This window comes from Spirabiliibacterium mucosae (genome assembly GCF_014884965.1).
Classification (GTDB): Bacteria; Pseudomonadota; Gammaproteobacteria; order Enterobacterales; family Pasteurellaceae; genus Spirabiliibacterium; species Spirabiliibacterium mucosae.
In genome coordinates this window covers 19,789-36,731 of record NZ_JABTBO010000022.1, presented here as the reverse complement: position 1 = coordinate 36,731, position 16,943 = coordinate 19,789, and the positions used below count along the sequence as shown (strand labels likewise).

Sequence of the window (16,943 nt, the reverse complement as noted above, 5' to 3'; positions counted from 1 at the left end):
TTGCGATAGTCATGACGGAGTTATGAACAAGTGCGCGGAGCGCCATCGCAAAATAATGAACAACAAAAAAACCGCACTTTAACAAAAGTGCGGTTTTACAAACACTGCTAATAACAACTAACGACGATTCTTCGACAGCTTCTCCGTCAACTCATAAGCTTGCAGTTTTGCCAACTCACGAGAAAGCTTACTCGACATCAACGAATAATCCGAATCCGCATGACGAGAACTCACATTCTCCTCAGCGCGACGTTTCGCAGCTAGAATTCGATCTTTATCCAACTCCTCACCGCGAATTGCCGTATCCGCCAAAATCGTCACCACCTTCGGCTGCACCTCAAGAAATCCACCCGATACATAGATCACCTGCGCGCCGCCTTCAGCGTTGATCTTCAACACCCCAGGCTTAATCATCGTCAACAGCGGAGTGTGGCCTGGCAAAATCCCAAGCTCACCCTCGATACCTGACACCTGAATGCTGTTCACCGTGCCCGAAAAGATATGCTCCTCGGCACTGACCACATTCAGCTCAAATGAAGATGCCATTTTTCCCTCCTAGGTTAACGTTAAGGGACAATTACATTTTCTCGGCTTTCGCCAATACTTCATCAATTGAGCCAACCATATAGAACGCTTGTTCTGGGATTTCATCGTATTGGCCATCAAGGATGCCTTTAAACCCAGCGATAGTGTCTTTCAACGAGACATATTTACCTGGGCTGCCGGTGAACACCTCTGCCACGAAGAACGGTTGTGACAAGAAACGCTCGATTTTACGGGCGCGGGCCACCACCAGTTTGTCTTCTTCAGAGAGTTCATCCATACCCAAAATGGCGATGATGTCTTTCAATTCTTTATAACGTTGCAAGGTTGACTGCACGCCGCGGGCGACCTCGTAGTGCTCTTTACCGACCACTAATGGGTCAAGCTGACGCGAGGTGGAATCAAGCGGATCCACCGCTGGGTAAATACCCAGTGAGGCGATTTGACGGCTCAATACCACGGTGGCATCCAAGTGCGCAAAGGTCGTTGCCGGTGACGGGTCAGTCAAGTCATCCGCAGGCACATACACCGCTTGGATAGAGGTGATAGAGCCTTTTTTGGTGGAGGTGATACGCTCTTGCAGCACACCCATTTCTTCGGCCAAGGTTGGCTGATAACCTACCGCTGATGGCATACGGCCGAGCAACGCTGACACTTCTGTCCCTGCAAGGGTATAACGATAGATGTTATCCACGAAGAAGAGCACATCACGGCCTTCATCACGGAATTTTTCCGCAATGGTCAAGCCGGTGAGCGCCACGCGCAAACGGTTGCCTGGTGGCTCATTCATTTGGCCGTAAACCAGGGATACTTTATCCAATACGTTGGATTCTTGCATTTCGTGGTAGAAGTCGTTACCTTCACGGGTACGTTCACCCACCCCTGCAAACACGGAGTAACCTGAGTGCTCGATCGCGATGTTACGGATAAGCTCCATCATGTTTACGGTTTTACCTACACCCGCACCCCCGAACAGGCCCACTTTACCCCCTTTCGCAAACGGGCAAACCAAGTCGATAACTTTGATGCCGGTTTCGAGCAATTCGGTGCTGTTGGATTGTTCTTCGTAGCTTGGTGCTTCGCGGTGGATAGACCAGCGTTCTTCTTCGCCAATTGGGCCTAATTCATCGATTGGCTCACCGAGCACGTTCATGATACGACCTAGGGTTTTCACGCCCACGGGTACAGAAATTGGGTGGCCTAAGTCGTCTACTTTAAGGTTGCGTTTTAAACCATCTGATGAACCCATTGCGATACAACGCACAACACCACCACCGAGTTGTTGTTGTACTTCCAATGTTAGCCCATTGTCGCCTTCCACTTTCAGTGCGTCATACACTTTTGGTACACTGTCTTGTGGGAATTCAACGTCAATGACGGCACCGATGATTTGTACAATTTTACCTGTTGCCATACCGTTCCTCTTATATTCTCTAAATTGCGGCCGCACCGGCAACAATTTCATTCAATTCATTTGTAATGCTAGCTTGACGCGCTTTGTTGTAAACAAGCTGCAAGTCGCTAATCAAGTTGCCTGCATTATCGGTCGCAGACTTCATCGCCACCATTCGTGCTGCTTGCTCTGAGGCCAAATTTTCCACCACGGCTTGATACACTTGCGACTCTAAATAGCGAGTAAGCAAGTTGTCGAGCAGGAATTTTGCATTCGGCTCATAGATGTAATCCCAGTTGGCTTGAGGTTTGACTTTGTCTTCTTCAAGCTCTGGCAACGGCACGAGTTGTTGTACCACAGGTTTTTGCGACATCGTGTTGATAAATTTGTTGTAAATCACATAGATGGCATCAATCTCACCTTGGTTGTAGGCATCAAACATGGTATTGGCGATACCGATGATCTCTTCAACCGATGGGGTATCCCCCATGCCTGAGGTTTGTCCGTGGACTTTCAGGCCAAGGGAGTGGAAAAAGCTAATGCCTTTTGAGCCGATCAATGCAATTTCAACACTGATTTTTTTATCTTTCCACTGTTTAAATTGGTTAAGTGCGATTTTAAACATATTGATGTTCAAGCCCCCGCACAAACCACGGTCAGTGGACACGACTAACACGCCGACTTTTTTGATATCACGCTCTTGTAAAAAAGGGTGGTGATATTCAATGTTACCTTTGGATACGTGGCTTATCACATTGCGTATAGCAGATGAATAAGGCCGCGAGTGCGACATTCTTTCTTGCGTTTTACGCATTTTTGAAGCAGCAACCATTTCCATTGCCTTGGTGATTTTTTGCGTGCTTTTCACACTGGCAATTTTGGTTCTTATCTCTTTTGCTCCAGCCATTTAATCCTCCGTTGAAAGTCTTGACTTACCAGGACCCTTTCGCTTTAAAGGTGTCTAAGATAGCTTTCAGTTTATCTTTAATGGTGTCGTTGTAATCGCCCGATTGAGAAAGCTCTTTTAAGAACTCGCTTTCGTTGTGTTGGGCAAAATTCAATAGACTTTCTTCAAATGCGCCAATGCGGTCAATTTCCACATCGTCGAGGTAGCCAAATTCAACCGCGAACAACAACAACGCTTGTTGGCCAACGCTAAGCGGGCTGTATTGTGGTTGTTTGAGCAATTCGGTTACTTTTTGTCCGTGCGACAACTGTTTACGAGTGGCTTCGTCAAGGTCTGAGGCAAATTGCGCAAACGCCGCCAATTCACGGTATTGTGCAAGTGCGGTACGGATACCACCAGCGAGTTTTTTGATCACTTTAGTTTGCGCAGCACCCCCTACACGGGAAACTGAGATCCCTGGGTTAACCGCTGGGCGAATACCGGAGTTGAACAAGTCAGACTCAAGGAAGATTTGCCCGTCGGTGATGGAGATCACGTTGGTTGGTACGAACGCAGAAACGTCACCGGCTTGGGTTTCAATGATCGGCAATGCGGTCAATGAGCCTGTTTTGCCTTTCACGCGGCCTTCGGTGTGTTTTTCAACGTACTCAGCATTAACACGCGCGGCACGTTCAAGCAAGCGGGAGTGAAGATAGAACACATCCCCAGGGAACGCTTCACGGCCTGGCGGACGGCGCAACAACAAGGAAATTTGACGATAAGCCACTGCTTGTTTTGACAAGTCATCATAAACAATCAGGGCATCTTCACCGTTGTCACGGAAAAATTCACCCATGGCACAGCCTGCATACGGCGCCAAATATTGCAACGCTGCAGATTCCGCCGCTGATGCAACCACTACGATGGTGTTGGCCAGTGCGCCATGTTCTTCTAATTTGCGCACCACGTTGGCGATTGTTGAGGCTTTTTGCCCGATGGCAACATAGATACATTTGATGCCAGAATCACGTTGGTTGATGATGGCATCGATGGCAAGTGCGGTTTTACCGGTTTGACGGTCACCGATGATTAACTCACGTTGGCCACGGCCGATTGGCACCATGGAGTCCACCGCTTTATAACCAGTTTGCACAGGTTGGTCAACGGATTTACGGTCGATTACACCCGGTGCAATCACCTCAATTGGCGAAAAGGCTTCCGCTTCGATTTCGCCTTTGCCATCAATTGGTTCACCGAGAGTGTTGACCACACGGCCGAGCAAGTTGCGGCCAACAGGCACTTCCAAAATACGGCCGGTGCATTCTACTTGCATGCCTTCTGCCAAGTCGATGTATGGCCCCATGACCACCGCACCCACACTGTCGCGTTCAAGGTTGAGCGCAATGGCATAACGGTTGCCAGGCAAGGCGATCATTTCCCCTTGCATCACATCGCTTAACCCGTGGATACGGATGATGCCGTCGCTCACCGATACGATCGTACCGGTATTGCGCGCTTCACTACTGACATCAAAATCAGCAATGCGTTTTTTAATTAAATCACTAATTTCTGTTGAATTTAGTTGCATTTTCGATTCCTCTTATAATTGTAACGCATTGGCTAGGCGATCAAGCTGACCGCGGCTGGAGCCGTCGATTTCAAACCCTTGGGTTTTGATGATGGCACCACCAATTAAACTTTCATCAATGCGACAATTTAATTTAACTTTTCGAGCAAGCCTTTTTTCCATTGCTTGGAGAATATCATGCTGCTGTTTTTCGCTAAGCGGTTTGGCTGAAATCACCTCAACATCCACCAAGGCATTTTGCTCGTCGACGAGCTGCTCAAAGAGAGCCAACACCTCAGGCAATGCCAGCAGGCGGTTGTTTTCAGCCAACACACGGATAAAATTTTGCCCGTGTTGACAAAGCTGCTCTCCACAAATCTCAATGACCGTGTTGGCCGCTTTTTCACTTGACGATGCCGCTTTTAAAAACTGCTGCATATCGTCATTGGCAACAACCGCTGCCGCGAATTTAAGCATTTCAAGCCATTTGTCTAACGCATTATGTTCTAATGCAAAATCAAATGCGGCATGTGCATAGGGGCGTGCTACTGTGATGTATTCTGACATTAGCCCCACCTTCTTATAGTTCTGCAACGAGTTTATCGATAATATCGTTGTTGGCCGCTTCATCTACATTGCGCCCAACAATTTTTTCTGCACCCGCCAGTGCCAGTGATGCCACTTGCACACGCAGCTCTTCGCGCGCACGTTTGCGTTCGGCATCCACTTCAGCATAGCCTTGCTCAATGATTTTCGCTTTGACAGCTTCGGCTTCGCCGCGCACTTCATCGAGGATTTCATTGCGGCGTTTGTTTGCCAAATCAATGATTTCTTGTGCTTGTTTTTTCGCTTCTGCCAACTCTTGCTCAACCAGCACTTTGGTGTCAGCTTGTTGTTTTTTCGCTTCTTCAGCGGAGGCTAAAGCATTGGCGATCTGGCTTTGACGTGCTTCAATGGCTTTGATCACGGGTGGCCAGACAAACTTCATGCAAAACCACACAAAAATGAGGAATACAATAGATTGTCCGATGAGTGTTGCGTTAATATTCACAACGCTACCTCCTTAAAAAGTGGTTTATGACTCACTACGAGTAGCTGTTGGATTAGCCTAGCAATGAAACAAATGGGTTTACGAACGCGAAATACAAACCGATACCAACCGCAATCATCGCAATCGCATCCAAAAGACCTGCCACGATGAACATTTTAGTTAACAATGAGTTTGCCAGTTCTGGTTGGCGTGCTGCTGACTCAAGGTATTTACCACCCAAAAGACCGAAGCCGATAGCCGTACCCAACGCCGCAAAAGCCAGCATAATTGCAGAGGCAATAATTGTTGCACTAATTACAGTTTCCATTGATTTTCTCCATAGTTAAGTTAAAAGTTAGCAAAATGCTAGGTTAAAAAACATTAGTGATCCGCTTTGTTATAAGCGATGCTCACATAAATAATGGTCAACATCATAAAGATAAACGCTTGCAGCACCACGATCAAAATGTGGAAAATCGCCCACACCAAATGCAACCCTGCACCGAGGCTGGCAATCAAATAGCCAGCGGAGTAGGTCACCGCAATCAAGATAAAAATCAGCTCACCGGCATAAAGGTTACCGAAAAGACGCAGCGCCAATGAAATCGGTTTAGAAATCAAGGTCACGCTTTCAAGCAGCAAGTTAACTGGAATCAGTAGCGGGTGATTGAACGGGTGCATGGTATATTCTTTGACAAAACCGCCCACGCCTTTAGATTTGATGGTGTAGAAGATAATCAGCACAAACACCACCAATGACATACCAAGGGTGATGTTGATATCCGCAGTTGGCACTGCACGCAAATGCTCAAGGCCTAAGAGGTGAGCCACTTGTGGCAAATAATCCACTGGGATTAAGTCGATGGTGTTCATCATCAACACCCAGATAAATACAGTAAGCCCCAGTGGCGCGATGAAATTACGGCTGCCTTGGAAGTTTTCCACCACAATGCCGTTGACCCATTCCACCAACATTTCCACCGCGCATTGCAGCTTGCCTGGCACACCGTGGGAAACCTTTTTCGCCACAGAATAGAGCACCAGCGACATAATCACGCCGGTGACAATAGCAAAGAACATGGAATCGATGTTGAAAGACCAAAAGCCATCACCTGTGGTAAGGAAGGTAAGATGGTGTTGGATATACTCATTAGATGTTAGCGAACCTTCGGCAGACATACAATTTCCTACTTAAATGAATTAACGTTTGCCTTTTGAAAGCAAAAAAGGCAACACACCATGACATAAAATGATCAGCAAATAGCCACTAAAAAACGCCCCAGCATGCACGTGAACGGTGCGCAGCACAATGATAAAGAGCACCACAGTGACAGCAAATTTCACGCCTTGCGCTTGATAGAGCGCTTTGACTTTGGCATTCATTGCCAACGAGCGCTGGCGAGCAAATAAAAACACCACAAAGGCCAGCTGCGAAAGCCAAGCCACCGCGCAGCCTAACATAAATGACCACGCCGCTAAGCCAAAGCCCCACAAAAGTGCGGTCAGGCCAACTGCCAGCAACAAGGTGACAAGCAAAACGTTTTTGTATAATTGTTGGCTTTTTGCCATCACTGCTGACATTGCAAGGCCCTTAACCTCTCTTTTGTGCCTGCTTACGCCCCATTGCGCAAATCACGTTTGCATAATGGGTAACAAATCACGTTAAATTATACGGTTAGAATTGATTATTGCAACGATTAAAGGCGCGAAAAGTGTTACCTAGATAACATTTATTAAAAATTTTTACGTTTAGTCACAAAAATAGCAAAATTGACGTTTTTCGTATAATCACGCAACCTTTGACAACACCACGAGATTTCTCTCGCCTATCAATTCAGGCACTTTGAGGGCAATTTTTTTATCGAGTTGCACGCCCGCACCTAAGCCTTGCACTTCCTCGTCAGTGACATGGCCTTTCAAGGCATAAAAATGGCCCTGAGCGTTGGGCAAATGGCCACACCAGTGGGTCATATCCGCCATTGAGGCAAACGCACGGCTTAGCACGCCGTCAAACTGACCGTTGTGATAATCCTCCACCCGGCTTTGCACTGGCGTGACGTTAGTAAGCCCTAACTTCAAAACCACCTGCTGCAAAAAGCGCACCCGCTTGCCCAGGCTGTCAAGCAAGGTGAACTGTTTATCAGGGTTAATAATGGCCAGCGGAATCCCCGGCAGGCCAGGGCCGGTGCCAACATCGATAAAGCGCTGGCCTTGTAAGTGCTCACTCACAACCAGGCTATCCATGATATGTTTCACCAGCATCTCGGCGGGATCTCGCACGGAGGTGAGATTATAGGCTTTGTTCCACTTATCCAGCAGTTCAACATAGGCCACCAGCTGCTCACGCTGGCAGAGCGAAACGCAAAGTGCGGTCTGGCTTAAAAGGGCCTCTAAACGTGCAAGCAAACTCATTCATCACCACGCTTAAGCATACCTTGCTTTTTCAAATTGACCAGCAATATCGAAATTGCCGCCGGCGTCACGCCTGAAATGCGAGAGGCCTGGCCAATTGACACCGGGCGATGTTGCAGCAACTTCGCACGCACCTCGTTAGACAGCCCCGTGACTTTGTCATAATCAAACGACTCTGGAATCGCGGTGCTCTCATGGCGCTTGTGGCGGGCGATCTCTTCTTGCTGATGCTCGATATAGCCTTGATATTTAATCGAAATTTCCACCTGTTCAGCGGCTTCTTGGTCACTACACGCGGGCGCAAAAACCTCAAGTGCGGTCAGGTTTTGGTAATTCACCTCAGGCCGGCGCAGCAGATCTTCACCACTGGCCTCACGGGTGAGCGGGGTTTTCAGCAGTTGATTGACCGCACTTAAGTGGGCGGATTGCGGGTGGATCCAAATCTCGCGCAGGCGTTGTTGCTCACGCGCGATATTCTCTTGTTTTTGCTCAAAGCGTGCCCAGCGCGCTGGATCAATCAGCCCCAGTTCATGAGCAATCGGTGTCAAGCGGCTATCGGCGTTGTCTTCCCGCAGCAACAAGCGGTATTCCGCGCGTGAGGTAAACACACGATAGGGCTCTTTGGTGCCGAGCGTGCAGAGATCGTCGACCAGCACGCCAAGGTAGGCTTGATCCCGGCGCGGATACCAGGCCGCCTTGCCTTGCACATAAAGCCCGGCGTTGATCCCGGCCAGCAAACCTTGCGCGGCGGCCTCTTCGTAGCCGGTGGTGCCGTTGATTTGGCCGGCAAAAAACAAGCCCTTAATCGCTTTGGTTTCCAGCGTGGGTTTGAGATCCCTAGGGTCGAAGTAGTCGTATTCAATCGCATAGCCGGGTTTGACAATGCGGGCGTTTTCAAGCCCCGGCATGGCGTTGACCACGCCCATTTGCACATCAAACGGCAAACTGGTTGAGATCCCATTTGGGTAGATCTCATTGCTGGTCAAGCCCTCTGGCTCGAGGTAGATCTGATGGCTGGTGCGATCGGCAAAGCGCATCACTTTATCTTCGATCGACGGGCAATAACGTGGCCCAATGCCTTCGATAACGCCGGCATACATTGGGCTGCGATCAAGGTTTGCGCGAATCAGATCGTGGGCTTTTTCATTGGTGTGAGTGATAAAACACGGGATCTGCCGCGGGTGCTGCTCAACCGATCCCATAAACGAAAACACCGGCAAGATCGGGTCACCGTGTTGGGCTTGCAGCACTGAAAAATCAATTGTGCGGGCATCCAAACGCGGCGGTGTGCCCGTTTTCAGCCGTGCAACGCGCAATTTTAGCTCACGCAGGCGATCGGCCAGCAGTGTGGCGGCAGGATCGCCCGCACGGCCACCGGCGTAATTTTCCATCCCGATGTGAATTTTGCCCGCCAAAAAGGTGCCCGCGGTCAACACCACGGATCGCGCCTGAAAGGTCAGCCCCATTTTGGTGACAACGCCTACAGCTTGGTCTTGATCGAGTAAAATATCCACCACTTCTTGTTGGAAAATATCTAAATTATCTTGATTTTCTAATGCAATACGCACTGCTTGGCGATATAGCACGCGGTCAGCCTGGGCGCGGGTGGCACGCACCGCCGGGCCTTTTGAGCTATTTAAGGTGCGAAATTGGATCCCCGCTTGGTCAGCGGCGGTGGCCATCAGCCCGCCCATGGCGTCGATTTCTTTCACCAAATGGCCTTTGCCGATCCCACCAATGGCGGGGTTACACGACATTTGCCCGAGGGTATCGATATTGTGGGTTAATAACAGTGTTTTCAGCCCCATGCGGGCAGGCGCAAGGGCCGCTTCTGTGCCTGCATGGCCGCCACCGACGACGATCACGTCATAGGTTGTGTTGTAAATCATAAAAACCTTCAGATCTTGAAAAAATTGCCGCTATTCTACTGTAAATTCAAGGCAGGGTAAAAAGGATTTGATGAAAATGATCGCGCTTATAGATAAAGATCTTTTTATATAGAGATCTTGATTATTCTTGTTATTAGCACGCGATTTTGTGTTGAGAAGATCGTTTTTCACTGTGATGTTAAGATCTTATCGCGCATTTTAGTTGTGCATAACGGGATCTTTTTACCGCACTTGACTGTGGACAAGCATCCAAGTTATCCACAGTCACGTTTATCTTTGAGCTTATTCAGATCATAATCACGGCTTTTATACAAAAAAGATCTCGTTTATCCACAGCCCTTAAAGTGCGGTGATAAACTCAGGCAGCCAATCTTGCGCCGCACTTTCAGCATCTTGCGTTTGCAAAATATCAATCCGCAAAGACGGGCACACGAGCTGTGCGCCACGCTGGCAAAGTGCGGTTTCAATTTTATCTACCGCAAAACAAAAGGTGTCGTAATCGGAATTGCCAATGCCGATCACACCAAAGCGCAGCCCTGGTGGCAGGTTTAGATCATCAAAAAAATCAGCCAAATTCTCAGGCAGATCGCCGGCGCCATGGGTCGAGCTGACCAAAAGCCAGGTGGTGTAGTCGTGGCAGTGTGCCAATGCCGCTTGGCTGCCATGGCAAAGTGCGGTTTGGATGCCAGCTTGATTGAGCAGATCCTCACAGTGCTCGGCGACATACTCCGCCGTGCCCAAGGTGCTGCCTGAAATAATACAAACGCGCTGTTGCATAAAGGGTCCTTAAACGTCAATGTGGGCGAATGTTAGCACAAAAAAAGCAGCCCGCAGGCTGCTTGATGATTGGATTATTTGATTTCAATGGTCAACTCATAGGTTGATTTTGCGCCGTCGCGGGCAAAGGTACGCGGTTGCACTACACGCACTTCATAATCACCGCTTTCAGGCAAGGTGTAAGGCTCATTTTGCATGAAGTCATCATAGCCATAGAGCACCGCTTCAGCATGGCCTTGGCCGGTGACGTTGATCACCACTTTTTGGCCTTTTTCCCCTTTGAAGTGATAAGTATCAAATTTTTCACCTTCAATGGTGCCGTTGTATTTGGTCACCGCACTTTCTGCCGCTTGCACCGCTGGGACTTGCTCAACGGCTTTTTGTGATTCCACTTGCGCCGGTTTTTCTTGCTCTGCCGCCGCTGGTTTCACTTGTTCTTTGTCTGAACAGGCTGTCAACACCACGCTTGAGGCAATAGCCGTGAATAAAAATGTGTTTTTTAATGTTAATTTCATCATAAGTTCCTTATTGTTACTCGGTATAGTTTAGAGTCCTGAAATGGGAAAAGGTTCGATTGGTGTGCTTTTTTTACCGCTTTTGCGCTATCTTTGCGTAAAAAATCGGCTATTTGCCCACACTCCACGCCACAATTTGGCTGATGTGGCTCAATGGGCGTTGGGATTGTTGTTGCCATTCGAGGAAGGCGTTTTGGGCGTTGGTGAGGCTGCGTTTGCTGTGCAGGCCACCTGTGATCAGGTTGTGGGATCGCAAATAGGCCTCGATGTCGCGGGTGAGAAAGAAGGTGTCTTTGCCCATGGCGCGCAGGGCGTAGGGGCCGGTGTTGCCGCCTAAGCGTGCGCCATGGCTTTTGAGATAAGCCCAAAGTGCGGTGATGTCATCACTCGGCCAGCTGGCAATCATCTCGCTAAAACCGCACTTGAGGTTTTCTTCATAAATCATTTGCGCGTTGGCTTTAATCGTCATCACTTTATACAAGCAGCGCACGATGCGTTTATCACGGGCTTTTTCCTCCCACCATTCATCGCTCATCATCAGCAGTTTTTCGATATCAAACTGCCAAAAAACCGCTTCAAAGCCTGGCCATTTGTTGTTGATCACCCGCCAGACCATGCCGCATTGGAATACTTTGCGGGTAAATTCTGCCAGCCAGCGATCGCTTGGGATGGCACGCAGCTCGTTTGGTGTTTTCAGGCTGCACAGTTTGCTATTCAACGCCTGCTCGCCGCCTTGATTAGCGCAAGCGCGTTGATAGATTTGCGTGAAGGGTTCTAAGATCACGCCTCAATCTCGCTTTCAACACTGTCGCAAATGGCGATGTTGCGCTGTTTGGCAAACATCAGCTGGATAATGGGCTCTGGTGGCGCGGTGTTGGTCAGCAGCATATCCACATCAGCAATCGAGCCTAGGCGGACAATCGCTTGGCGGCTGAATTTGGAGTGATCGGTGACCAAAAAGCTTTGCCGTGCGCTGCGCATCAGGGCCTTTTTCACTTGCACTTCGTGGAAGTCGTAATCCAACAGCGCGCCGTCTTCGTCGATGGCGCTGATGCCGAGAATGGCAAAATCAAGCCGAAATTGGGAGATGAAATCCACCGTGGCCTCACCGATAATGCCGCCATCGGCGCGCAAGTTGCCACCGGCGACGATGATTTTAAATTCAGGATTTTGCATCAAAATGTGGGCGGCGTTGAGGTTGTTGGTGACGATTTGTAAGTTTTTATGGTCAAGCAGCGCGTGGGCCACGGCCTCAGGGGTGGTGCCGATGTCGATAAACAAAGACGCTCCATTGGGGATAAGCTTGGCCGTTTGCAGCGCGATGGCGCGTTTTTCTTGCGAGAAAAAGCTTTTACGCTCGCTGTAATCGCTGTTTTCAGAGGTGGAAGGCGAGGCCGCCCCGCCGTGGTGGCGACGAATGAGGTTTTTCTCAGCCAATTCGTTGAGATCGCGGCGGATGGTTTGTGAGGTGACATTAAACACGCTCACCAGCTCTTCGGTGCTGATATAGCCGCGTTGTTTGACTAAATCGATAATTTTGCTATGGCGGACGGACTGTTTCATCTTCCTTTCTCCTGTGCACGTTTGCTCACATCGAGTGATTATTATTTTACCTAAAAAAACCCACCGTGCACTTTTTTTTGTTCGAAATCAGTCCGTTTTTGCCTATTTTTGTAATGCCATCGCTAAAAGTGTGATCGGGTGCAAACATTGGCGCGAGGTTGACATCTCAATTTGCCATTTGCAGGTTTCGCAATCGGACACCACATAATCAAACCCGCCGGAGTCAATTTGGGCAAACAAGCTGTTGCCGATCGCCTGCGCGGTGTCGTAGTTTTCTTTTTTAAAACCATAGGTGCCGGCAATGCCGCAGCATTGGGAGTTGAGCATCACCACCTCAATCCCTGGGATTTTGCGCAGCAATTCAATGGTGTAGGGCACCCAGCCGCTTTTTTCCATATGGCAGGCGGTGTGATAAGCCACGCGCAGCGGCAACGGCTTAAGCGGCAGTGTTTTGCCTTCATCGAGCAGTTGATAAAGATAACGGGTGACCAAATGCACGCTTGACCGCACTTTGCGATTATCCAGCCCTAAAATGTGGTGATATTCATCGCGCAAGGTTAAGGTGCAGGTTGACGAGGTGCCCACCACGGTGAGGTGGTTGTCGCACACCGCACTTTCGAGTTGTTGAATGTTAAACACCCCTTGTTTTTTCGCCCGCTCAGGGAAGCCGTTGACCATCAGCGGCACGCCGCAGCATTTTTCTTTTTCCAGCAGCACCACGCCGATGTTCATGGCGTTGAACACCTCAATCAGCTCTTTGCCAAGCTGCGGATTGTTGTAATTGACGTAACAGCCGTGGTAATAAGCCACTTTTTCGCGAAATTGCAGCTGGGCTTTGGCCACTTTTTTATACCACTGGCGGAAGGTGCCAAAAGAATAGCGCGGCAGCGTGCGTTGCTTGGCCACGCCGAGGGTTTTATCGAGCAAAAAGCGCGTGGCCTTCAAGCCTGTCATGGCGTTGACCACCGGCGCAAACGGGGTGGACAGCGTGCCCATAATGTCGGTGTTGGAGAGCACGGCATCGCGCAATTTTTGAATGGCGGGCTTGTCTTTGCCTTGGCCGTAGCGGTTGCGTGCGCGCACGATGATATCACCAATTTTGACATCCGACGGGCAGGCCACTTCGCAGCGTTTGCAGTTGGTGCAGTATTTCAACGCCTCGTCATAGAAGGCCGCGTTTTTCAGCCGCAGCCGCTCGCCGTCGGGGCCCGATTGTTTTGGGCCGGGGTAGAGCGGGTTTTGCCGTGACACAGGGCACACGGCGGTGCAGGCGGTGCATTTAATACAGCTTTCAAAGTTGTTGTCGTGAAAGGCTTGCGTTTGGGTTTGCTCGGCTTGGCGAATGAGTTGTTGTAAATCCATGTTATCCCTCCTGCAAAATATGCTCAGCCGCCACCAGCGCGCTCACCACCGCCACGCCAGAGCCGCAACCAAGGTGGATCGAATCGCTGCCGGCGACCACCGCACCAATGGCATAAATGTTGTCGCAAACCGCACGTTGGCGCGCGGCTTGGCAGTGGGCGTTGATGGCCACGCCATAGCGTTGATACGGCTGCGGCGCGCTAAAGCGGTGGTGCGTCCACGCGCGGCGGTCATCACTTTTGGTCACATCCAGCCCAAACACCGGCTCGACAATGCGGTCAAAGTGGGCAATCAAGCCGTTGCTGAAAAAGCTGCCCGAGGCCAGCACATAGCGCTCACCTTTGATCAACAAACCATCGGCGAGTTGCGTTTTCAAGCCTTTGACCGCACTTTGCTCAAACTCGGCTTTGAGCACTTTGTCGCCTTTCATCAAAATCCCGCCTAAGCGCTCAAAGTGTGCTTGTAAAGTGCGGTTTTGGCGAATGCCCAGCAGTGATGGCGGCAGCGTTGGCAGCTCGTGCAAATTCAGCCCGGTTGCCTTGGCGAGTTGATATAAAAATTGGTCATTATCCAGCCCAAAGCACGCCGGCAGCAGCACGTGATCGGCGCCGTTGGCGGCTTTTTGCACCTCGGCGGTTAGTTGCTCGAAATTGAGTTTATGCTCCAAGGCTTGGGAAATGTTAATGCTGCGAAACTCGCGCGCGTCGCCTCTTAAGTGGTCAAGCTCGGGGATGTGCAAATAGGCGTAATGAATATCCCACTCGACAAAAGGCGCCATGCGTTTCATATTTTCACACAACAAGTGCGGTTGAAAATCGTTAAAGCCCTCAATGCCAAGCACCGCCACCCGTTTTTTCGCGAGTTTCGCTTCATTTTGGCAAAATGTCGGCACACTGCGCGGGCTCAGCCAAGTCGGGCGCAAGGCACCCAGTGGTGTGAGGCGCAGGTGATTGTGCTCCGCCTCACCGTGCAGGTTAAGCTTGAGTGCTTCTTTCAAGGCTAAAAACGCACTGCGCGCGCCCATCACCGCACTTTCACCGATCACGCTGTAGGGGTGATCGGGCTGGAGTGATGCCAGTGCCCGCAACCCTTGTGCGAAATCGAACACCAGCTTGCCATCAGGCAATTGGCTTAGGAAATCAAACGAGCCGGAGGAGAAATCCAGCGCGCTTTGGCCGGTGGAAATAATCGCGCAGCGTTGGCCGGCCTGTTGCAAGCGGATGCCGCACACCAAGCCTGCCAAGCCGCCACCAATAATCACATTATCAAACTTCATTGCTATCGGTTCCTTGTAGTTGGTCGGCGTGCAAACTTGGCACGTCGTTGAGCCCCATCAAGCCGTAATAAACCCACGAGGTGAAATCCGCCTCACGCAGCGCATCGCCCCAAGCAATCGGCTCAATCCCGCGCCAGCGCTCTTCCATAAAAGACGCCAGTTGCTGGGTTGATTGCTCGGCGCTGGCCACTTTAAAGCGCGCCATCAAGCCTGCCGCGCGGCAAGCGCACAGCTCCCCTTGGCAGGTGCCCATGCCCACCCGCGTGCGCCGGCGCAAATCGACTAAATTATTCACGTTCAATTCATCCACGGCGTAGCGCACCTCGCCGGCACTCACTGCCTCGCACTCGCACACCAAGCTGCTGTCAAGGCGCTCTTGCTCAAGCAATTTAGTCGCGCGCGAGCCGTGGCGATAGACGGTGGACAGGCGCAGTGGTGTTGGCAGGGAGATCACTTTTTGGTGGGTGTCGACCGCACTTTCATTTGAGCCTGGCAGCGGTTTGTCAGCGGTTTCGCATTGGGCCGTTTTGTTGAGTTTTTCACAGGCTAAATCGGTCGCCCACTGCGCCATCAGGCGATAGGTGATGAGCTTGCCGCCGGTGATGGTGATAAAGCCCTCCAAGCCGTCACGCTTGGCATGATCCATCAACACAATGCCGCGGCTGACGTTGCGCCCTGAGGGGTCATCGTCACTGGCCACCAGCGGGCGCACGCCGGCATAAGCGCGCAGCACACGGGTGTGGCGCAGGCTCGGGGCGAGCTTTTCGCCCTCGTTGATTAAAATGTCCACCTCTTCTGGCGTGACCACCATATTGTCAATTTGGTCATACGGAATGCGGCTGGAGGTGGTGCCAATCACACAAATGGTGTCGCCTGGCACCAAAATATCGGCATCCGCTGGCTTACGGCAGCGGTTGATCACCATATTGTTTAAGCGATGGCCCATGATCAACAACGCCCCTTTGGCAGGGAACATTTTGATCTTCAAATCGGCGTATTCGGCGATGCCTTGGCCCCAAATGCCGCCAGCGTTGATCACAACAGGGGCGAAAAATTCCCGCTCAAGTTGATGTTTATGATCCCACGCGCGCACGCCAATCACACGCGCGCCTTCGCGGATCAGCGAGCGCACTTCGGTGTAGGTGAAAATCTGCGCACCGTGCTCTTTGGCATCAAGCATATTGGCGCTGGTGAGGCGAAACGGGTCAATGCTGCCATCGGGCACCACCACCGCGCCAATCAAATTGGGATTAACGGAAGGCTCAAGGCGGCGGGCGAGAGCAGGGTCAATGGCCAAGGCGTCAATGCCCGCTTGCTGGCAGGCTTCAATAAACGGCTTTTGGAAGTCAAGGTCGTCTTCAGGCAAGGTGATGAACAAGCCTTTGGAATCGTCAATGCAGTGGCTGGCAATTCGTTTTAGAACATTGTTTTCTTCAATGCACTCGCGCGCCGATTCGGGGTCGTTGACGGCATAACGCGCGCCGCTGTGCAGCAGGCCATGGTTGCGCCCGGTGGCACCGGTGGCAATGTCGCGTCGTTCAAGCAAGACACAACTGAGCCCGCGTAAGGCGCAGTCGCGCGCAATGCCAGCACCGGTTGCACCCCCACCAATGATGATGACATCCGTTTGTGTCCGCTGCATAACGCCCCCTTAAATGTTCGTTTTAGAAAATAACTAGACACATTGTAAGGGATTACTACAGCATTTGCACCAAAAAGCGCAAAAACAA

18 protein-coding genes are annotated in these 16,943 nt (G+C 50.6%); all 18 read right to left on the bottom strand.

Annotated features, from left to right (window positions below; all coding sequences use genetic code 11):
* Positions 1–117: 117 nt before the first annotated feature.
* A complete protein-coding gene (locus tag HPC37_RS08640; RefSeq protein ID WP_208122745.1) occupies positions 118–546 on the bottom strand; it encodes a F0F1 ATP synthase subunit epsilon in 429 nt (142 codons plus the stop codon).
* Positions 547–577: 31 nt separating this feature from the next.
* Positions 578–1,957 carry a F0F1 ATP synthase subunit beta gene (atpD, locus tag HPC37_RS08635; protein WP_208122744.1) on the bottom strand — a complete coding sequence of 460 codons (1,380 nt, stop codon included), beginning with the start codon at positions 1,955–1,957 and terminating at the stop codon, positions 578–580.
* Between the two features lie 19 nt (positions 1,958–1,976).
* Positions 1,977–2,843 (bottom strand): F0F1 ATP synthase subunit gamma, encoded by an 867-nt coding sequence (atpG, locus tag HPC37_RS08630; protein WP_208122743.1) that lies wholly within the window; start codon positions 2,841–2,843, stop codon positions 1,977–1,979.
* A 25-nt stretch (positions 2,844–2,868) separates the two neighbouring features.
* Positions 2,869–4,410 (bottom strand): F0F1 ATP synthase subunit alpha, encoded by a 1,542-nt coding sequence (gene atpA / locus HPC37_RS08625; RefSeq protein ID WP_208122742.1) that lies wholly within the window; start codon positions 4,408–4,410, stop codon positions 2,869–2,871.
* 12 nt (positions 4,411–4,422) lie between these two features.
* The gene (gene atpH, locus HPC37_RS08620) at positions 4,423–4,956 is read right to left on the bottom strand and encodes a F0F1 ATP synthase subunit delta (protein WP_208122748.1); all 534 of its coding nucleotides are present in this window, start codon (positions 4,954–4,956) and stop codon (positions 4,423–4,425) included.
* Between the two features lie 13 nt (positions 4,957–4,969).
* Positions 4,970–5,440, bottom strand: a complete 471-nt coding sequence (atpF, locus tag HPC37_RS08615) for a F0F1 ATP synthase subunit B (RefSeq protein WP_208120779.1) — start codon at positions 5,438–5,440, stop codon at positions 4,970–4,972.
* Positions 5,441–5,492: 52 nt separating this feature from the next.
* Positions 5,493–5,747, bottom strand: coding sequence for a F0F1 ATP synthase subunit C (gene atpE, locus HPC37_RS08610; protein WP_208118608.1), 255 nt, complete (start codon positions 5,745–5,747; stop codon positions 5,493–5,495).
* A 53-nt stretch (positions 5,748–5,800) separates the two neighbouring features.
* Complete coding sequence (atpB, locus tag HPC37_RS08605) at positions 5,801–6,598, bottom strand: F0F1 ATP synthase subunit A (RefSeq protein WP_208122741.1); 798 nt, start codon at positions 6,596–6,598, stop codon at positions 5,801–5,803.
* Between the two features lie 21 nt (positions 6,599–6,619).
* Positions 6,620–7,000 carry an ATP synthase subunit I gene (locus HPC37_RS08600; RefSeq protein ID WP_208122740.1) on the bottom strand — a complete coding sequence of 127 codons (381 nt, stop codon included), beginning with the start codon at positions 6,998–7,000 and terminating at the stop codon, positions 6,620–6,622.
* 207 nt (positions 7,001–7,207) lie between these two features.
* Positions 7,208–7,825: a 16S rRNA (guanine(527)-N(7))-methyltransferase RsmG gene (gene rsmG, locus HPC37_RS08595; RefSeq protein ID WP_208122747.1), complete on the bottom strand. Its 618-nt coding sequence runs from the start codon at positions 7,823–7,825 to the stop codon at positions 7,208–7,210.
* 2 nt (positions 7,826–7,827) lie between these two features.
* Positions 7,828–9,720: a tRNA uridine-5-carboxymethylaminomethyl(34) synthesis enzyme MnmG gene (gene mnmG, locus HPC37_RS08590; RefSeq protein ID WP_208122739.1), complete on the bottom strand. Its 1,893-nt coding sequence runs from the start codon at positions 9,718–9,720 to the stop codon at positions 7,828–7,830.
* Between the two features lie 339 nt (positions 9,721–10,059).
* Positions 10,060–10,497: an FMN-binding protein MioC gene (mioC, locus tag HPC37_RS08585; RefSeq protein WP_208122738.1), complete on the bottom strand. Its 438-nt coding sequence runs from the start codon at positions 10,495–10,497 to the stop codon at positions 10,060–10,062.
* 74 nt (positions 10,498–10,571) lie between these two features.
* Entirely contained in the window at positions 10,572–11,012 is a 441-nt protein-coding gene (locus tag HPC37_RS08580; protein ID WP_208122737.1) for a hypothetical protein, read from the bottom strand.
* A 109-nt stretch (positions 11,013–11,121) separates the two neighbouring features.
* Positions 11,122–11,796 (bottom strand): DNA-3-methyladenine glycosylase I, encoded by a 675-nt coding sequence (locus HPC37_RS08575; RefSeq protein ID WP_208122736.1) that lies wholly within the window; start codon positions 11,794–11,796, stop codon positions 11,122–11,124.
* Positions 11,793–12,575: a DeoR/GlpR family transcriptional regulator gene (locus HPC37_RS08570; protein WP_208122735.1), complete on the bottom strand. Its 783-nt coding sequence runs from the start codon at positions 12,573–12,575 to the stop codon at positions 11,793–11,795. Before HPC37_RS08570 ends, HPC37_RS08575 begins: the two co-directional genes overlap by 4 nt.
* Positions 12,576–12,677: 102 nt before the next feature.
* Positions 12,678–13,937, bottom strand: a complete 1,260-nt coding sequence (gene glpC / locus HPC37_RS08565; RefSeq protein ID WP_208122734.1) for an anaerobic glycerol-3-phosphate dehydrogenase subunit GlpC — start codon at positions 13,935–13,937, stop codon at positions 12,678–12,680.
* Position 13,938: 1 nt separating this feature from the next.
* The gene (glpB, locus tag HPC37_RS08560) at positions 13,939–15,213 is read right to left on the bottom strand and encodes a glycerol-3-phosphate dehydrogenase subunit GlpB (RefSeq protein WP_208122733.1); all 1,275 of its coding nucleotides are present in this window, start codon (positions 15,211–15,213) and stop codon (positions 13,939–13,941) included.
* Positions 15,203–16,855, bottom strand: coding sequence for an anaerobic glycerol-3-phosphate dehydrogenase subunit A (gene glpA / locus HPC37_RS08555; RefSeq protein ID WP_208122732.1), 1,653 nt, complete (start codon positions 16,853–16,855; stop codon positions 15,203–15,205). The genes glpB and glpA overlap by 11 nt, the downstream gene beginning before the upstream one ends.
* Between the last annotated feature and the right edge of the window lie 88 nt (positions 16,856–16,943).